At 63.8% G+C, this 15,717-nt stretch carries 18 protein-coding genes, 1 tRNA gene and 1 pseudogene; 8 read left to right on the top strand and 12 right to left on the bottom strand.

Annotated elements, in window-relative coordinates; all coding sequences use genetic code 11:
* Positions 1 to 253: 253 nt before the first annotated feature.
* Both V1294_RS37230 and V1294_RS37225 read right to left on the bottom strand, forming a co-directional pair.
* Entirely contained in the window at positions 254 to 496 is a 243-nt protein-coding gene (locus V1294_RS37230) for a hypothetical protein (RefSeq protein WP_334504271.1), read from the bottom strand.
* 425 nt (positions 497 to 921) lie between these two features.
* The gene (locus V1294_RS37225; protein WP_334504269.1) at positions 922 to 1,509 is read right to left on the bottom strand and encodes a TetR/AcrR family transcriptional regulator; all 588 of its coding nucleotides are present in this window, start codon (positions 1,507 to 1,509) and stop codon (positions 922 to 924) included.
* 144 nt (positions 1,510 to 1,653) lie between these two features.
* On the opposite strand from V1294_RS37225, the gene V1294_RS37220 reads away from it, so the two are divergent.
* Positions 1,654 to 2,370 carry a hypothetical protein gene (locus V1294_RS37220; protein ID WP_334485933.1) on the top strand — a complete coding sequence of 239 codons (717 nt, stop codon included), beginning with the start codon at positions 1,654 to 1,656 and terminating at the stop codon, positions 2,368 to 2,370.
* A 38-nt stretch (positions 2,371 to 2,408) separates the two neighbouring features.
* Here V1294_RS37220 and V1294_RS38195 read toward each other — a convergent pair.
* From V1294_RS38195 to V1294_RS37210, 3 genes and pseudogenes are all read right to left on the bottom strand, one after another.
* Positions 2,409 to 2,660, bottom strand: a pseudogene (locus V1294_RS38195) (type II toxin-antitoxin system RelE/ParE family toxin); the annotation flags it as partial.
* Positions 2,661 to 2,681: 21 nt separating this feature from the next.
* Positions 2,682 to 2,930: a hypothetical protein gene (locus V1294_RS37215; RefSeq protein WP_334504267.1), complete on the bottom strand. Its 249-nt coding sequence runs from the start codon at positions 2,928 to 2,930 to the stop codon at positions 2,682 to 2,684.
* Positions 2,901 to 2,985: transfer RNA gene (locus V1294_RS37210), tRNA-Leu, on the bottom strand. Before V1294_RS37210 ends, V1294_RS37215 begins: the two co-directional genes overlap by 30 nt.
* A gap of 169 nt (positions 2,986 to 3,154) precedes the next feature.
* On the opposite strand from V1294_RS37210, the gene V1294_RS37205 reads away from it, so the two are divergent.
* Together V1294_RS37205 and V1294_RS37200 are read left to right on the top strand one after the other, a co-directional pair.
* Positions 3,155 to 3,694, top strand: coding sequence for a disulfide bond formation protein B (locus V1294_RS37205; RefSeq protein WP_334485929.1), 540 nt, complete (start codon positions 3,155 to 3,157; stop codon positions 3,692 to 3,694).
* 79 nt (positions 3,695 to 3,773) lie between these two features.
* Entirely contained in the window at positions 3,774 to 4,937 is a 1,164-nt protein-coding gene (locus tag V1294_RS37200; RefSeq protein WP_334495839.1) for an IS110 family transposase, read from the top strand.
* Between the two features lie 1,020 nt (positions 4,938 to 5,957).
* Here the strand turns inward: V1294_RS37200 and V1294_RS37195 are convergent.
* Positions 5,958 to 7,043 (bottom strand): AbrB family transcriptional regulator, encoded by a 1,086-nt coding sequence (locus V1294_RS37195; protein ID WP_442895411.1) that lies wholly within the window; start codon positions 7,041 to 7,043, stop codon positions 5,958 to 5,960.
* Positions 7,044 to 7,185: 142 nt separating this feature from the next.
* Entirely contained in the window at positions 7,186 to 7,479 is a 294-nt protein-coding gene (locus tag V1294_RS37190; RefSeq protein WP_334504265.1) for a PsiF family protein, read from the bottom strand.
* 176 nt (positions 7,480 to 7,655) lie between these two features.
* On the opposite strand from V1294_RS37190, the gene V1294_RS37185 reads away from it, so the two are divergent.
* Entirely contained in the window at positions 7,656 to 8,162 is a 507-nt protein-coding gene (locus V1294_RS37185) for a hypothetical protein (protein WP_334504264.1), read from the top strand.
* A 41-nt stretch (positions 8,163 to 8,203) separates the two neighbouring features.
* Here V1294_RS37185 and V1294_RS37180 read toward each other — a convergent pair whose 3' ends face one another.
* Complete coding sequence (locus tag V1294_RS37180) at positions 8,204 to 8,797, bottom strand: TetR/AcrR family transcriptional regulator (protein ID WP_334485925.1); 594 nt, start codon at positions 8,795 to 8,797, stop codon at positions 8,204 to 8,206.
* Positions 8,798 to 8,894: 97 nt separating this feature from the next.
* On the opposite strand from V1294_RS37180, the gene V1294_RS37175 reads away from it, so the two are divergent.
* The 4 genes from V1294_RS37175 to V1294_RS37160 all read left to right on the top strand — a co-directional run bounded on the left by V1294_RS37175 (position 8,895) and on the right by V1294_RS37160 (position 11,387).
* Positions 8,895 to 9,320: an acyl-CoA thioesterase gene (locus tag V1294_RS37175; RefSeq protein WP_334504262.1), complete on the top strand. Its 426-nt coding sequence runs from the start codon at positions 8,895 to 8,897 to the stop codon at positions 9,318 to 9,320.
* Between the two features lie 5 nt (positions 9,321 to 9,325).
* Positions 9,326 to 9,802, top strand: a complete 477-nt coding sequence (locus V1294_RS37170) for a PaaI family thioesterase (RefSeq protein ID WP_334504984.1) — start codon at positions 9,326 to 9,328, stop codon at positions 9,800 to 9,802.
* A gap of 90 nt (positions 9,803 to 9,892) precedes the next feature.
* Positions 9,893 to 10,678, top strand: a complete 786-nt coding sequence (locus V1294_RS37165) for a sulfite exporter TauE/SafE family protein (RefSeq protein ID WP_334490005.1) — start codon at positions 9,893 to 9,895, stop codon at positions 10,676 to 10,678.
* 31 nt (positions 10,679 to 10,709) lie between these two features.
* Entirely contained in the window at positions 10,710 to 11,387 is a 678-nt protein-coding gene (locus V1294_RS37160) for a DsbA family protein (RefSeq protein ID WP_334504259.1), read from the top strand.
* 75 nt (positions 11,388 to 11,462) lie between these two features.
* Here the strand turns inward: V1294_RS37160 and V1294_RS37155 are convergent, their stop codons facing one another.
* The 4 genes from V1294_RS37155 to V1294_RS37140 form a co-directional block, all read right to left on the bottom strand.
* A complete protein-coding gene (locus tag V1294_RS37155) occupies positions 11,463 to 11,669 on the bottom strand; it encodes a hypothetical protein (RefSeq protein ID WP_334485920.1) in 207 nt (68 codons plus the stop codon).
* Between the two features lie 53 nt (positions 11,670 to 11,722).
* On the bottom strand, positions 11,723 to 12,793 hold the full coding sequence (locus V1294_RS37150; protein ID WP_334504258.1) for a phospholipase: 1,071 nt from the start codon (positions 12,791 to 12,793) through the stop codon (positions 11,723 to 11,725).
* A gap of 91 nt (positions 12,794 to 12,884) precedes the next feature.
* On the bottom strand, positions 12,885 to 13,856 hold the full coding sequence (locus V1294_RS37145) for a S1C family serine protease (RefSeq protein WP_334485916.1): 972 nt from the start codon (positions 13,854 to 13,856) through the stop codon (positions 12,885 to 12,887).
* A 164-nt stretch (positions 13,857 to 14,020) separates the two neighbouring features.
* Positions 14,021 to 15,538, bottom strand: a complete 1,518-nt coding sequence (locus tag V1294_RS37140; protein ID WP_334504255.1) for an AMP-binding protein — start codon at positions 15,536 to 15,538, stop codon at positions 14,021 to 14,023.
* Positions 15,539 to 15,717 lie beyond the last annotated feature (179 nt).

Genomic DNA, 15,717 nt, shown 5'->3' with positions numbered 1-15,717 from the left:
ATAGAAGTCGGATGTGGACATTTCGCGGATGAACTGCGGCAGCGCTGTGTTTTCTGACCCGTAGTACTACCGAACAGGGTTCCCGCGTGCCGAGTTCAATGCAGAGTCAGTACGCGCGACAACGCGGCTTCGCGCTGCCGAATTGAATTTGACGCTGACGGACGCGGTCAGGCGCCCAGCGTAAAAGCTTCGTGCACGGACGATTGCACTGAGATCACCAGGTCACGTCGCAACAGCAGGTTCAGCGGGCGGTTCAGCGCCTGCTGGAGACGCCGATGACCTCGACGAGGGAGCCGACCGATATGCCGGGCCGGCGCGCAATGACGTAGGGGATGCGATGGTGCGCTCGCGACAATCCCAGCGTGCCCAGATATTCATCCGCCGCCAGCGTCATCCCGCGCCAACTGAAATACATCAGCTCTAGCGCGCCATCCAATTCATGGATCTTCTTCAGCGAGACCCGGTACGTCTCGACCGAATGAGGTGCTCTTCGCATGGCGTGCCTGGATGGCTTGGACAGATCGAGGGCGGGCGTGAATTACGGAATTACGGTGACAGCCTGTCACAGAAATTATCGTGTCTCATTCCAGGGGGGCAGTCCAGTGCACCAAATGGGATGATCGCGTCTTTTGGTCATAGCGATGCGCGCTTGATTTACACCCGCATCGCAAGCAGGAATTTCATTCGCCTTCCCATGGCCGCAGCCGCGCGCCATGTCGAACGTAATGAACAATGACCTCGTCCGATCCGACCTCATATACGATCAGATAGCTGTGACCGGAAATCGTCGGAATTTCGGATTGCGGATTGCCGGGCCGAGATGCGGTTGCTCGGCGATCAGTGCCGTCGCCTGTTCGATCCGGGCGACGAATTGGGACGCTGCTCCCAAGCTCGTTTGATGGCAACCGCAAGGCATTGATTCTACCGTTGGCGGCCGTCCGAGACGATTGCCCGCCCAATGCCTTGCATCACCAGATGACGGAAAATGGCGTTCGCCTCGGAAGGCGCCAGTTTCGACCGCTTCTCGAGGCACCATGTCAGTGTTGTCAGAAACGTTCCCACGACGAATTGCAGCATGAGTTCGCGCGGCACCGCGCCATCGTCGCCGAGCGTCGGCAATTCCTCCTTCACCAGTTCGGAAAGGACGCGGCGGATTTCGTTGACGGCGATGATGCTGCCCTGTCCTCCCAACATGGCGCGATAAGCATCCCGGTAGGCGCAAGCATGCTCGAACATCGCGAGGCTGAATGTCAGGGGCTGATCCCGCTCGCCGCCATGCCGCGGAGCTTGTCGTGCGGCTTTCAACTCGCTGCGAAGCCGCTCGAAGCCGCCGCGGAGCAGAGCGTCCTTACTGCGGTAGTGGGCGTAGAAAGTTGCGCGGCCAATATTCGCCTCGTCGATGATCTCCTGCACGGTTAGGGCATCAAAGCCCTTGCGCATGATCAGTCGGATCAGTGCCTCGTGAAGCGCTCGCCGCGTGCGCGCGACGCGCCGGTCGATCTCTTCCATTCCTCACCTTTTTTCCGGACTCGTGCCGTCGATCGTTCGGTAACGAACGGCAGGCCACGGGCTGTCTGTTGTTCCGAACACGATGTTCACTATCATACGCCGGGTTCGGTTGTGGCACAGCAGCAAATGCTCCGGGAGGTCACCATGCTCGATATCGTCGCAGCGATTTTTGCCACCGCCTATTGCGCGGCTCAGGCAGGTCTGTTGATTGGCCCTGCGTTCCTTCGCGGAGCAACCAAGATTGCCCTTTTTGCTGCGACCGCGGTGTGGCTCGCAGTTGTCGTCGCAGTCTATGGGCTGGGGGTCCTCTCGCCCGGGACACTTGGCCCGTTTCCGGTCAACCTCGTGCCATTCACCCTTTTTCTTGCGATCCTGTTTGGAGCCTGGGTGCTGATCCCGCAGGCGCGCGATGCATTGCTGTCTGTTCCAATGCCAGCTCTGGTGGCGGTGCATGCCGGCCGTGTCGCCGGCGTGTTCTTCTTGCTTCTCTATTTCGACGGGCGACTGTCGGCACCGTTCGCGCCGGTCGCCGCTATTGGCGATATCATTACGGGCGCGGTAGCGCTCTTGCTCGTGCCGTTGCTGGTACTTGGGGTCAAAATGCCAAAGCTATGGCTCGGGGCTTGGAACGCGTTCGGACTGCTCGATCTGCTGACCGCACTCACTCTTGCGATGTTGTCGGTCCCGGGCACGGCATTCCGCGTGTTCACGGAAGGGCCGGGCACGCTCGTCATGGGGACGCTGCCCTGGATCTTCGTGCCCGCGATGCTGGTTCCAGTCGATCTGCTGGTCCACGTTGTGATCATGACCAAGCTCAGATCTGCCCCTCGTGTGCTCGGGGCGATGGCGATGGCTGGTTGAACGCGAGGGACCTCAATGACCGAAATAGCGACGAAACCTCACTCGCTTTCCCATGGCCGACGCCGCGCGCCGTGGCGAACGAAGTGAACGATGACCTCGTTCGATTCGACTTCGTAGACGATCAAGTAGTTACGGGAAATCGACGGAATTTCGGATTGCGGGTTGCTGCGCCCAAATTTCGGTTGCGCGGCGATTTCGGCTGTCGCCGCATTCGATGCGGGCGACAAGTTGAGCGCCGCTGCCCCGCTGTCCTTCGCGATGTACGCAAAAATCTCAGAGATCGGCGAGCGCGCCGCGTCCGTGCCGGAGCTTCATGCGTTGCGGTAGCGGCTGAAAACTGCCTCAACCTGTTCGTCGCTCACCAGATCGCACCGGGCGGCGCGTTCTTCAATTATTCGCCATTCCTCTTCGGAAATGTCATCGGCATCCAAAGCAGCGAAGGCTCGTCCGTCTTCGCTCTCGCGTTGCTCGAGCTTCGCCGGACACGCTCCGACGTGGCTGCGCCACGCGAAGCCCGCGAGGGCGAAGCGTGGTGCCCCTGGCCGGAATCGAACCAGCACTCCTTGCGGAACTCGATTTTGAGTCGAGCGCGTCTACCAGTTCCGCCACAGGGGCCTTCGGTCGCGGGCCGGAGGGCCGGTGCGGCGAAGCGGGCGGAATATAGCGGGCGGCCTGCGCGGGTCAACCCGCGCGGATGTGATTGTGGCGTCTCTCGACACCCGGGCGGCGAGGGGATACGACGCTGTTGCCTGTTTGAGCATGGATTGTGCTCCGGAGAACGTCCGTGACATCAGATGCAGCCGCCCATTCGTCGCCTGCGCGCCTGTCCGCCGATCCGGCGCTGGTCGCGGCGCTGGCGATTGCGTTCATTGCGGCGGATGCGCTGGCGGGCGCGTGGTTCTTCCAGCTGGTCCTGGACATCCGCCCCTGTCCGCTCTGCCTCGAGCAGCGCTACGCCTATTATCTGGCGGTCCCGCTCGGCCTTGTGGTGGCGTTTGGGGCCTATCGGGGGGCGCCGAGGCCGGTGCTGCTGGCGGGCCTCGCCATTCTTGCGCTCGCAGCCCTCGCCAATGCCGGGCTCGGCGCCTACCACGCCGGCGTCGAGTGGCAATTCTGGCAGGGCCCGACCGATTGCTCCGGCCCCATCGCCGATCTTGGCAGTGCCGGCACGCTGCTGCAGCGGCTCGACACCGTCAAAGTGATCCGCTGCGACGAGGTGCAGTGGCGCTTCCTCGGCCTCTCGCTCGCCGGCTACAACGTGCTGATCTCGCTGTTGATGGCTGCGATCGCCGCGTGGGGCATGGTGTCGGCGAAGCGGGCGTAGCTTCGTAGATTCCATGGGGCGGTGAGCGTGGCCTTTCCGGTAGGTTTGGGTTTCCACACTCGAACCATCGGAGAGTCAGATGCAAGCATCGACCGTAGACACGCCCACCGTCGACCATTGTGGCACAATTTTCGTTGCAATCGAACTGAGTCAGAAGAGCTGGCTGGTGACGCTGCACAGCCCGGACAAAGGCAAGATGTCCCGCCATAAGTTGGAGGGAGGAGATCATGCCGAGTTGCTGGCACTGATCGGTCGGGAGCGCGACCGGGCGGCTCGGGCGCTGGGAGCCATTCCGGCGGTGGTGAGCTGCTACGAGGCCGGCTACGACGGGTTCTGGCTGCACCGGCTTCTGATGGCGGCCGGGATCACGAACTACGTGTTTGACCCTGCGAGCATTGCGGTGGATCAGCGGGCGCGTCGGGTGAAGACCGACCGGATCGACGGCGAGAAGATGCTGCGGACGCTGATGGCGTATCTGCGCGGTGAGCCGCAGGTGGTACGGATCGTGCGGGTACCTGCGCCGGAGCAAGAGGACGCCCGCCGCGCCAGCCGCGAACGCGGCCGGCTGATCAAGGAACAGACCGCGCACACCAGCCGGATCAAGGCGCTGCTGCGGCTGTTGGGCATGGCGGTCGGGAACCCGCGCCGGCGCGACTGGCTGAACTGGCTGGCGACGCAGCGGGATTGGCAGGGCCAGGCGGTGCCGCCACGGATGCTGGCGGAGATCAAGTACGAGCACGCGCGGCTGATGCTGGTACGCGAACAGCTCGAGCGGCTCGCACAGGCACAGGCTCAAGCGGATCCGGCACCTGCGGCGGCGCAGATGGCGGAGCGCAGCGAACTGTTGCTCCGGCTCAAATGCCTCGGCCCGGCGTTCGCGACGACGCTGGCCAGCGAGGTGTTCTACAAGGACTTCCGCAACCGGCGTGAGGTCGCGAGCTATTTCGGGCTGACGCCCAGTCCGTGGCAGAGCGGCGGGATCGACCGCGACCAGGGCATCAGCAAGGCGGGCAACCCGCGCGCCCGCTGCGCCGCGATCGAACTTTCCTGGCTGTGGCTGCGGCATCAGCCGGAGAGTGCGCTCACCCGATGGTTCCGCAGCCGCACCCACAACAACGCCAGCAAGCGCAACAAGCGCATCGCCATCGTGGCCTTGGCGCGCAAGCTGATGGTGGCGCTCTGGCGCTATCTCACAACCGGCCTGGTCCCCGAAGGAGCCCTGCTCAAGGCCACAAAGCCGTAACCGTTTCAAGCAACGCGTCAGCGTCGCGGCACCAGCCGCGGTCAGCGCGGAATGGATGATGACCGTGCCACCCTTGGGCCAAATCAACAGGCCGCTTCGTAGATGGGTCTCATCCTCGTGGCTTCCTCGCCGCAAGCATGCGGAATGTGGGTACCGGGCTGTAACCGCCCGACCGGATATGAGGTGATGCAGTGAGCTGCTGCATAAATCGCCGGAAGCCAGTTCCTGAGCGCACCGACCGCGGCGGCACGCTGCGCTACGCATGGCTCCGCGCGCCGCCGCTCCGCCGAATGCAAAAAATCACATCCAAGCCCCGGTTGGGATGCTTGACTCAAAAGGCCTCATATGAGGGTGGGCAAAGGCGCACTTGCGCCGTGCCCACCATCAAGCATTCTGCTCGTGATGGTGGGCACGCTGTCGCTTTGCCCACCCTCTACGACTTCACTTGTCGGGCAAATCACCAAAAGTCTGTCCAGCCCTTCGCGTAAAAATATTCTGCTTTCGTTCTCGCGCAAATCAGCGGCATAACTCCGTCCGTCTCACCCATAGAGGGGCGCTCGCGATCGTCACGGACGTGCGGTGAGATGCGATGGACGCAAAGCGCGAGCGGGCGCGAAGCGTACGGCGAAGTCGTGTGGTTCGGGCGCCGCGGTGCTGGCGCTAAGTTTCACGGTTCTCCCGTGGAGCGACGGTGGCAAAAGAGCCGTTCACCGGGGAGAGCACGAAGTAAGCCGTAAAGCCATTGCGCAGGGAAGGCCGGAATGCTCCAGCTGCCCTGTATGCTCGTGTGCCGCCTTTTGCCGTGTGCATTGGCACGCGAGACCGCGGGTGCAGCAAGCACCCGGTCTTCCCTGCGCCCTCTGAACAAGAGGGCGGGAAGTTGATAGCAAGCCTCGGGCGCAATGCGCCGCGAGATCGTGAAACTACATCCACGTTATTGCGAGCGGAGCGAAGCAATCCATTGTCACCTCGTGCGCGGAAAGACGGGATTGCTTCGCTGCGCTCGCAATGACGGCCACCCTAATCGTCCACATCCTCCTGCGGACGGCCGAACAGATGCACGATGCCGGGCGTCGTGATCGAGACGAACACGAAGCGCGACAGATGATGGGCGCCGACGAAAATCGGATCGATATGCAGCGTGAGCGCCAGCGCCAGCATGGCGTCCATCGCGCCCGGCGCGAACGCCACCACAACGTCGGCGAAGCGCACATGGGTGGAGAGCACGATCACCGTGACGAAGATGGCCGATATGGCGATGGCGACCGCAAACGAGCCCAGCCCGGCATTGATGTGGCTGACGAGCGTCGACTTGCTGATCCGCGAAAACCGCGTGCCGATCACAGCGCCGATGCCGACCAGCGCGACGCTGCGCATCCATGGCGGCAGGCCGCCCTCGATCAAGTCAGTGCCGTGCAGTACGGCGGAGGCGATCATCGCGCCGAACATCCAGCTCGCCGGAAATTTGGCCAGCCGCAGCAGCAGCGCGACGGCTATGGCAGCGGCCGCCAGCACGGCGAGTTCGAGCGGCGAGGCGATCAGGCTGGCGATTTCCGCCGGCGCCGTCGGCGCAATCCCGGTAAACGCCAGCAGCAGCGGCAGCGCGGCGGTCAGGATGATCACGCGCATGGTCTGCACCACCGCGATCGCGGCGACATCGGCGCCCTTCTCGGCGGCCAGTATCGTGATCTGCGACAGCGCGCCGGGGCTGCCGGCCAGAAATGCCGAGGTCTGGTCCCAGCCGTGCATGCGCTGCAGATAGAAGCTCGAGCCGAAGGTCGAGCAGAATGTCGCCAGCGCCAGCAGGCCGATGGTCAAGGGATAGGCACTCATGTGCTGGATCAGTTGCCGCGATACCAGCGAGCCCAGCGTGATGCCGAGCAGCACCAGCACGGTCTGCGTCAGGATCGGCGGCATGGTAACCGGCCGCCCGGCGAGAGCGGCGATGCCGACGGCGACCATCGCGCCGGAAATCAGCCCGCCCGGCAGGTTGAGCCACAGAAACAGCAGGCCGCCGCCGGCGCCGATGACGAGCGTCTCGAGCGTGCCGAGAATTTTGGCACGGTCGGCAACAGCGGAGGACATCGAGGCGGGGATCAGGCTCACGCCGCCTTATGGCAAATCCGCATGCGAGGGACAAATGCGCCACGCGATTGCAGCAATGCGCAGGCGGCGCCGGCGATGGCCTGCCGGCGTCATAAAAATGCTGATGGTCCCGATACGGCCCTCGCGCAGGAGGGCGGGGCGGTTACTTCGCCTTTTCGGCGGCGGCCTTCTTGCACGCGGAGCGGAATTTCTTGCGTTCCTTACCGTGAAGCCCCTTGGCATCGGCTTCCTTCGAACATTCCAGCGAGGCGGCGGTGCGCGGTTTCTCGGCCTTCTTTTCCGCCGGCGCCTTGGTTTCGGTCTTGGTCGTTTCAGTCTTGGCCGGCTCAGTCTTGGACGGCTCGGTCTTGGCCGGCGCCGTGGTTTGCGCGAAGGCGGAGCCCATGAGCAGAAGGGAAACGGCGGTTGCGGTGGCGAGGGAGGATATTTTCGTCATGGGGCACCTCGGATTGAAACAAGGACGCAACCGTTGCGTTGCCATGCTGAACCACAGGTGAATGGAGTTGAACTGGCTGACACAAAATTTTTTACCGGAGGGTCGCTCTACGCGTTGTCGCAAGCTGTGGTTGCGCTAGGATGGCAGGCGCAGATGACTTCCCCAAGGAGACCAGGATGACTATTCAAGCAAAAATACTGGGCGCGATTGCGATGTCGGGTTTGGCTGCGTTTGCGATGACGTCGCAGGCGAACGCTCTGACCGCGCAGGAATGCAGCGCCAAATACCAGGCTGCCAAAACCGCCGGCACGCTCGGCGGCCAGAAGTGGAACGACTTCCGGAAAGCCCAATGCGGTGCCGATGCAACGGCCGCGCCAACGACCGCCGCTCCCACCGCTGCGGCTCCGGCCCCTACCGCGGAGCCGAAGGAAGCCGCCAAGAAAGCATCCAGGAAGGAAGCCAAGGAAGCCGCGGCGCCGGCGGCACCGGCAGGCCCGGCGGTCTTTCCGAGCGCCGTGGATCCGAAATATTCCAAGGAGACTGCCGGCAAGGCGCGCATGCACACCTGCGTGGATCAGTACAATGCCAACAAGGCCACCAACGGCAATGGCGGCCTGAAGTGGATCCAGAAGGGCGGCGGCTATTACAGCGAATGCTCCAAGAAGCTGAAGGGCGCGGCCTAAGCAGCAACCCACAAGGGCGCGGCCGGATGTTTCGGCCGCGCCTACACCCCGCGGAGCAATGTTTCGGCCGACTTCGCCACCAGTTGCGCGCGCTTGCGCGGGCCGCGTTCGAGAAACAGCAGGCTCTGGCCGAACACGAAACAATAGAACAGGAACGCCTGCGCGTCGGCGTCCTCAGCCGCCAGCCCCCTGGCGCGGTAGAGATGCCCGACATTCTTCAACCGCGCGGCGTCGACGCGGGCCACCGCGTTGGCGGCAAGCTCGTCGGAGCGGGCCCATTGCCGGATCGCGAGCTCAACCGCCATGCCTTCGGTATTCATCCGTTCGGAGTAAAGCGCGATCAGCGCCTTCAGCCGCTCGCGTGCGGTGGCGCCATCGAGGCTGGTGTGCTTTTCGATCGCGGCAATCCGCCCCTCGCTCCAGTGCTGCAGCATGGCTTCGAGCAAGGCCGCCCGGTCGCGGAAGCGGCGGTAGAAGCCGCCCTTGGTGACACCGAGGTGTTTTGCCAGCACCTCCACCCGCACCCCCTCGACGCCGGTCCGGGCGATTTCCTCAAAGCCGGCCTCGATCCAGCTCTCGCTGCGCACCTCGCCGGTTCGCGCCTCCGCCTTGGCGTCGCTTTTGGGATCGCTCATGGTCCGGCCTCACCGATTCTTGATACGGTACCGTATTGCTAACCCGGGCGGGGTCTGATACGCCACCGTATCAAAATTAAAAAAGCGGGAGCGAACGATGGAGACGGACGCGACCTATTGCGGCACGGTCTATCCCTGGCAAGGCGATCATGTCGGGCACATGAACATCATGTGGTATGTCGGCAAATTCGACGAGGCGAACTGGAATCTGTTCGCAAGGCTGGGGCTGACGCCGTCCTACTTGCGCGAATCCGGCCGCGGCATGGCCGCCGTGCAGCAGACCGTCACCTACAAGCGCGAGCTGCTGGCCGGCGATATCGTCGAAGTCAGGAGCCGGCTACTGGAAATCCGCGACAAGTCGGTCCGCTTCATGCACGAGATGCGCAACGCCGAAACCGGCGAGATCGCCGCGGTCTGCGAATTCGTCGGCGTCCACATGGACCGGCAGGCGCGGAAGTCGTCGCCGTTCGCGCCCGCGATCCGCGACGCCGCGATGAGGCATCTCGAGCCGGCGATGGCGTGAACCGCATGTCGCGCTTCCAGCCGAAGAACCCGGATTATCGCGCAATCGCGATCCATACGTTCAACCAGCAGCGCGCGATGCAGACGCTCGGCATTTCGATCGCGCGGCTGGAGCCGGGCGAGGTCGACCTCGCGATGGACTATTCAGCCGACCTCACCCAGCAGCACGGCTTCGTCCACGCCGGGATCATCACCGCAGGTCTCGACAATGCCTGCGGCATCGCTGCCTTCACGCTGATGCCGGCGGCAACGGGAATTCTCACCGTGGAATTCAAGACCAACCTGCTGGCGCCCGCGCGCGGCGAACGCTTCACCTTCCGTGCCACGGTGGTAAAACCCGGCCGCACGCTGACGGTGTGCGAGGCCCGCGCCTATGCAACGCATGACGGGGTCGAGACCTTGATCGCGACCATGAGCGGCACGCTGATGGCGCTGGCGGCCCGCGAGGATGCCCCGCAGGAAAGGGCGCACGCACCGACCTGACGCTGCTGCAGTGCATACTTATGCTATCGGCATAGCAGGACGTGAAAAATCCTTCTATGGTCCGGCAGTGCAACTGAGTCTTTCAACTTGATCATCACAGCCGCGCATGGCGTGCTGGGACTGGCGTCGGGGATGCTGGTCGGGTTCTCGCTCGGCCTGGTCGGCGGCGGCGGCTCGATCCTGGCGGTGCCGCTGATGGTCTATGTGGTCGGCGTGGCGGAGCCTCATGTCGCGATCGGCACCAGCGCGATCGCAGTGGCTGCGAACGCCGCGATCAACCTGTCCAACCATGCGCGCGGCGGCACCGTGATCTGGTCTTGCGCGCTGATCTTCGCCGCCGCCGGCATGGCCGGCGCCTTCGGCGGCTCGATCCTCGGCAAGATGGTCGACGGCCAGAAACTGCTGGCGCTGTTTGCGCTGGTGATGATCGTGATCGCGCTGTTGATGCTGAAGACGCGTTCGCGGATCGGCCTGCCTGACGTCAAGGTCTCGATGTCGAACATGCCGGCCATCGTCAGTCTTGGTCTGGCGACCGGGACGATATCGGGATTCTTCGGTATCGGCGGCGGCTTCCTGATCGTGCCGGCCCTGATGCTGGCCACCGGCATGCCGATCATGAACGCGGTCTCCTCGTCGCTGGTCGCTGTCACCGCGTTCGGCCTAACCACGGCCGCCAGCTATGCCTGGTCGGGCCTGGTTTCGTGGGCACTGGCGGGACTGTTCGTGGCGGGCGGCATCGCCGGTGGATTGGCCGGCACGCGTTCGGCACGGCACCTCGCCGAGCGCCGCGGCGCGCTCAATATCGTGTTCGCCGTGGTCATTATTGCGGTGGCGCTCTATATGCTGGCGCGTAACATATCCCCATCTCCGGCGTAGACAGGGGATGCAGCCCCTTCGCGAGACCCACATGAAGCGATCGAACAATCCGGCCGGGGCCAACCCGGGATGCACGCGGCGTAAGGCGCTCGGCCTGCTTGGCGGCGGTGCCGCGCTGCTCGGCGCCGGCGCGGCGTCGCGATCGGCGTTCGCGCAAGCCAGCGACGACGTCCTGACCGAGGCGCTGGTGCTGCGCGACCCTGATGTACCCTCCACCGGCAATCCCGACGGCGACATCAACATCGTCGAATGGTTCGACTACAACTGCCCGTATTGCCGCAAGATCGCGCCCGAGATCCAGCAGGTGGTGCAGGACGACGGCAAGGTTCGCCTGGTGCTGAAAGACTGGCCGATCCTCGGCGAGATCTCGAAATTCGGGGCGCGGATGGCGCTGGCGGCGAAGTATCAGGGCAAGTACATGGCCGCGCATGAGGCGATGATCGGCGTCAGCTCGAAACTGACCGAACCGCGCATCCGCGAATTGCTGGCCGGCGCCGGCGTCGACATGGATCGCCTCAACCGAGACGCCACGTCCAACGCCAAGGCGATCGACATCATCCTCGCCCGCAACCACGATCAGGCGGTGGCGTTCGGATTCAAGGGCACGCCATCCTTCATCGTCGGCAAGTTCCGCGTGCCGGGAATCCTGACCATGGCGCAATTCGAGATGGTGATTGCCGACGCGCGCAAGGCGAAGAAGGCCAACTAGCCATCAGAAAAAATGTCCAGAAAAAACGCCGTCGTGAATGACGACGGCGTGATTCCTATCGCTGCTATCGCCGAATTACTTCGACGAAATCTTGACCCAATCCTCATGGGCGCGCGTCTTCAACTTGTTCCAGTCGGCGGCCGCAACATCCCAGTTGACGATGGTGCGATTGGCCTGGGCGACCTGGCCGCTCGCGACGCTCGACGTCTGCATGGAATCGTAGACATAAACGCCGCCAACCAGCAGCAGCGCACCCAAAATCATTCCGACAAACGTCTGCATGGCAAACCCTCCGTTGCGGCTGATAACGCCGCACCCGGAGCATGGTTCCATGTCTACGGGCTATCAAGCCATTGCAGCATTTTCGCGTTCATCTCGCGCGGATAGGCATGGCTGAGATCGTCGAGCTCGCGGTAGGTGACGTTGGCGCCGGCTGCCGACAGCGCCTGGCTGGTCTGCCGCGCCACCTGCACCGGAAACATCCAGTCGAGCCGGCCATGCACGATATGAATCGGCAGGCCGCGCAGCCTGTCGGCATCGGCCATTTCCGCCAGCATCGGATGAAATGTCGCCGACACCGGCGCGAGGTGGGTGAAGGGCGAAGCGCCGTCGAGGCCCGTCACATAGCAGAATGTGCCGCCGTCGCTCATGCCGGTCAGCAGCATCCTGCCCGGATCGACATTCCAGCGCGCGCGCACGGATTCCAGGATGCGCATGAGGTTCGGCGTATCGGTGTCGTCGCCCATCAATGCCCAGGTACTGCCGGTTGCGGTCGGTGCGACCAGGATCGCGCCGCGACTGCGGGCGTCGCGCAGCCAGCTCCACAGGAAGCCGCGGCCGTTGCCCCTGCCGCCGTGCAGCGCCATCACCAGCGGCCATGCGCGGTCGGGCGTGTAATATTCCGGCACGTAGAGCGAGAAGCCGCCGCGGCTGTCGGGCTCGTTATGATTGTGGAAGACGCCGGTGTTTGAGTTGGCCGGCGCCGCCAGCCGCGCTTCAAGCTCGGCGTCGTCGCGCAGCGCGGGATCGACAAAGAACTGGTTCACCGGCGGCAGTTTCGCCGACAGCGCATAGAGCGCCTCCTGCGCGCGCGGGGCGTAACGCAGCGCACGAAACAGGCTGACGAAATCGCCCTGGCCGTTTTGCACGACGCGCAAGGCCGCGAAAGCGGCCAGCGCCGCATCGCTGGCCGTCTCCAGCGGGGTCTTGATGTCTGCAAATTCCGCCGGCCATTGCGCGAGTCGCGGCCGAATGGCGCGCAGGGCTTCATCCGGTTGCCCAACGCGCTCCATCACGCGGTCGAAATCCGGCGGATTGAGGTAGCGCGCGATGAACCCCAGGGCTTCAAGCGAGTGCAACAGCGGCGGCAGCACGGCCACGATGTCGTCCACCACGGCCTCACTCATCGGGCGTACTCTGCTTTCAATGGTGGCTTGGTTCTTGGTTCAATTCAATGAAGCCTTAGCTTAATGAAGCCTTTCTTAATGCAGCCCTAGCTCAGTGAAGCCTTGGCGCCTTCAACAGCCTGGCGCGGTCGGTCGAGCTCAGCACCACGTCGAAGGTAACGCCCTCATGGTAGACGGTGAGCGGCACGTCGACGCCGGCGGCACCGAGCGACCAGAGCTTGCGGTAGAAGCCGGTCTGGCTGGTGATCTTGTCGCCGTTGACCGCGAGGATGACGTCGCCCGTCTTCAATTCGGCGCGCGCTGCCGGTCCCTTGCTGGCGATGCCGACCACCACGACGCGGTTGTCGATCTCGGTGGTGTACATGCCGAGCCACGGCCGTGACGGCTTGTTGACGCGGCCGAATTTCCTGATGTCGTCGAGCACGGGCTTCAAGAGGTCGATCGGGACGATCATGTTGACGTGCTCGGCCTTGCCCTCGCGCTCGCGTTCGAGCTGCAGCGAGCCGATGCCGATCAGTTCGCCGCGGTTCGAGATCAGCCCGGTGCCGCCCCAATTCGGATGCGCGGGATGGGTGAAGATCGCCTCATCCAGCAGATATTCCCAATAGCCGGCGAATTCCTGCTTGGCCGCGATCTGGCTTGCGACCGAGCGCGTGCGCCCGCCGGCACCGCCGACCACCACGCGGTCACCGACCTGGGTGGTGGCTGAAGAACCGAGCGGCAGCGGTTCGAGATCGAGGTCGCCGAGCGCCTGCACCAGGCCGAAGCCGGATTCGAAATCGAAGCCGAGCGCGTGGCCTTCCACGACGCGGCCGTCGCCGCGATGCAGCCACACTGCTTCAGCCTCGGTGATGAGATAGCCGATCGTCAGCACCAGCCCGCTATCGATCACGACGCCATTGCCGGCACGTTCGGTGCCGAGCGTCTCCGCGCTGTGGGCATCGGACGGGATGATCGAATGCAGCCCGACAACCGACGACAGGGCTTTGTCGAGGTCGAAAGCGTAGTCGCTCGCGCGCGGCTGGTTTGCGGGCGGCACTCTCCACTCGGTCAAAGTGGCCATGGATGGTCTCCTGGGGAACCGGCGCGCTTTCGGCAGGGCGAAAGCGCCGGGAATTCATGACAATCTATGCTGCAAACGGCCGTCTTGAAAGTGTCCCCCAAAAAGGGCCGTCATGCGACTCATAAGAGGCCATATTTTTATAAATGTTCCACGGACATTGAAGGTTAGCCCGCCTTGGCCCGTTCGCGCGACGGCATGATCCGGAAATCGCGATTTTGCTTCAGCCAGCCCGCGCGTTCGTCGCGCAGCAGCGTCCGGCGAACCTTGCCGGAATCGTCGCGCAGGCCGACGGTAACGGCCTCAAAACTTTCCGGGTGCTTGTAGCGGCTGAGCCGGTCGGCCAGGAACGCGGCCATGCCGTCGGCAACCGCCTGCGCATCGGCGCTCGGGTCGAGTTCGAGGATGGCGTGCACGCGCTGCCCGAATTCCGGATCGGGGAGGCCTACGGCGACGCAGGAACGCACCTCGGGATGTTCCGTCACCGCGGCCTCGACTTCCGCCGGATAGATGTTCGCGCCGCCGCGCAAAATCATGTCGGCGAGGCGGTCGCCGAGATAGAGATAGCCTTCCGCATCCAGCCTTCCGATGTCGCCGAGCGATTCCCAGCCGTCGGCGCGGCGCTTCGGCTCGGCGCCGAGATAGTGATAGGTCGAGCCGGGGCCGTCATTGGGCAGGAAATAGATCTCGCCGGTTTCGCCGGTGGCGACCTCGTTGCCGTCTTCGCCGATGATGCGCAGGCGCGCGGTCTCGCCGATCTTGCCGACCGAGCCGCGGTGTTCGAGCCATTCAACGCCCGATATGATTGTGGCGCCCTGTGCTTCGGTGCCGCCATAGAGTTCGTAGATGCGCTCGGGCCCCAACCACTCGATCCATTTTTCCTTCAGCCATGGCGGCATCGGCGCGGCCATGTGAAACACGATCTGCAGACTCGACAAGTCGTAGCGGCTGCGCACCTCGTCGGGCAGTGCCCAGATCCGGTGCATCATGGTGGGCACGAAATTGACCCACTGCACCCGGCTGGCCTCGATCAGGCGCAAGCATTCCTCGGCGTCGAACTTGACGAGGCCGGTGACGCGTCCGCCGTTGAACAGCGCGGTGTGCGAAACGATGAAGGGGGCGTTGTGGTAGAGCGGGCCGGGGTTGAGCAGGGAAGCGCCGAGTGGCATGCCGAGCGCCGCCGATCCGGCGGTATCGACCACGGCGGGCTTGTGATCGAGGATCACTTTCGGCCGACCGGTCGAGCCGCCGCTGGTCATCGCCTTCCAGTAGCGCGCCACCGGATTGCTGATTGGCTCGTCGGAAAAGCCATCCGGCACGAAATCGGCCGGCACTGAATTGGGCGCGTTCCAGTCGGGCTGGCCGCCGACCACCAGCGATGGCTTGAGGATGTCGAGCACGGCTGCGGCCTCGCCGCGCGGCAATCGCCAAGTCAGCGACGTCGGCGTCGCGCCACATTTCCACACCGCAAAGGTGGTCTCGAAAAACACATTGCTGTTGGGCAGCCCGATGGCGACGAAATCGCCAGGCTTGACGCCTTTAGCGGCAAAAGCACGTGCGCGCCGGTTGGCGTTGCGCTCGAGCTGCTCCCAAGTGATGGCATCGTCACCGTGGCTGACCGCGATGGTGTCCTTCGGTTTCCGTTCGGCATACCAGCGCGGCACGTCGGCGATGGGAATGAGCATGGGGGCGTTTCCGTTGGGGCGTTGTTGCCGCTCTTGTGGTTGTGACGAGGCGGGCGCCTCAAAAATATCGTGACAGAATTAGGTGGCTGAGTGAAGGGAGACCGGAGCACGTGTGCCGGGTCAGAACGCATTTGCCCGGACATTGTTATCGGCTTGAATCAGCGCAGTGGCGCCATGTT

Origin of the sequence: Bradyrhizobium sp. AZCC 1678, assembly GCF_036924765.1 — a bacterium.
GTDB lineage: Bacteria > Pseudomonadota > Alphaproteobacteria > Rhizobiales > Xanthobacteraceae > Bradyrhizobium > Bradyrhizobium algeriense.
Note: the sequence above shows the minus strand (reverse complement) of the source record. Positions and strands in the feature narration are given on the sequence as shown.

What these genes read in the sequence shown, in the direction of transcription:
- V1294_RS37155 (WP_334485920.1), bottom strand. Translation starts at nt 11,669, where the DNA reads ATGCAGACGTTTGTCGGAATGATTTTGGGTGCGCTGCTGCTGGTTGGC.
- V1294_RS37175 (WP_334504262.1), top strand. Translation starts at nt 8,895, where the DNA reads ATGGAGACGGACGCGACCTATTGCGGCACGGTCTATCCCTGGCAAGGC.
- V1294_RS37180 (WP_334485925.1), bottom strand. Translation starts at nt 8,797, where the DNA reads ATGAGCGATCCCAAAAGCGACGCCAAGGCGGAGGCGCGAACCGGCGAG.
- V1294_RS37160 (WP_334504259.1), top strand. Translation starts at nt 10,710, where the DNA reads ATGAAGCGATCGAACAATCCGGCCGGGGCCAACCCGGGATGCACGCGG.
- V1294_RS37225 (WP_334504269.1), bottom strand. Translation starts at nt 1,509, where the DNA reads ATGGAAGAGATCGACCGGCGCGTCGCGCGCACGCGGCGAGCGCTTCAC.
- V1294_RS37145 (WP_334485916.1), bottom strand. Translation starts at nt 13,856, where the DNA reads ATGGCCACTTTGACCGAGTGGAGAGTGCCGCCCGCAAACCAGCCGCGC.
- V1294_RS37230 (WP_334504271.1), bottom strand. Translation starts at nt 496, where the DNA reads ATGCGAAGAGCACCTCATTCGGTCGAGACGTACCGGGTCTCGCTGAAG.
- V1294_RS37150 (WP_334504258.1), bottom strand. Translation starts at nt 12,793, where the DNA reads ATGAGTGAGGCCGTGGTGGACGACATCGTGGCCGTGCTGCCGCCGCTG.
- V1294_RS37170 (WP_334504984.1), top strand. Translation starts at nt 9,326, where the DNA reads ATGTCGCGCTTCCAGCCGAAGAACCCGGATTATCGCGCAATCGCGATC.
- V1294_RS37140 (WP_334504255.1), bottom strand. Translation starts at nt 15,538, where the DNA reads ATGCTCATTCCCATCGCCGACGTGCCGCGCTGGTATGCCGAACGGAAA.
- V1294_RS37185 (WP_334504264.1), top strand. Translation starts at nt 7,656, where the DNA reads ATGACTATTCAAGCAAAAATACTGGGCGCGATTGCGATGTCGGGTTTG.
- V1294_RS37200 (WP_334495839.1), top strand. Translation starts at nt 3,774, where the DNA reads ATGCAAGCATCGACCGTAGACACGCCCACCGTCGACCATTGTGGCACA.
- V1294_RS37190 (WP_334504265.1), bottom strand. Translation starts at nt 7,479, where the DNA reads ATGACGAAAATATCCTCCCTCGCCACCGCAACCGCCGTTTCCCTTCTG.
- V1294_RS37220 (WP_334485933.1), top strand. Translation starts at nt 1,654, where the DNA reads ATGCTCGATATCGTCGCAGCGATTTTTGCCACCGCCTATTGCGCGGCT.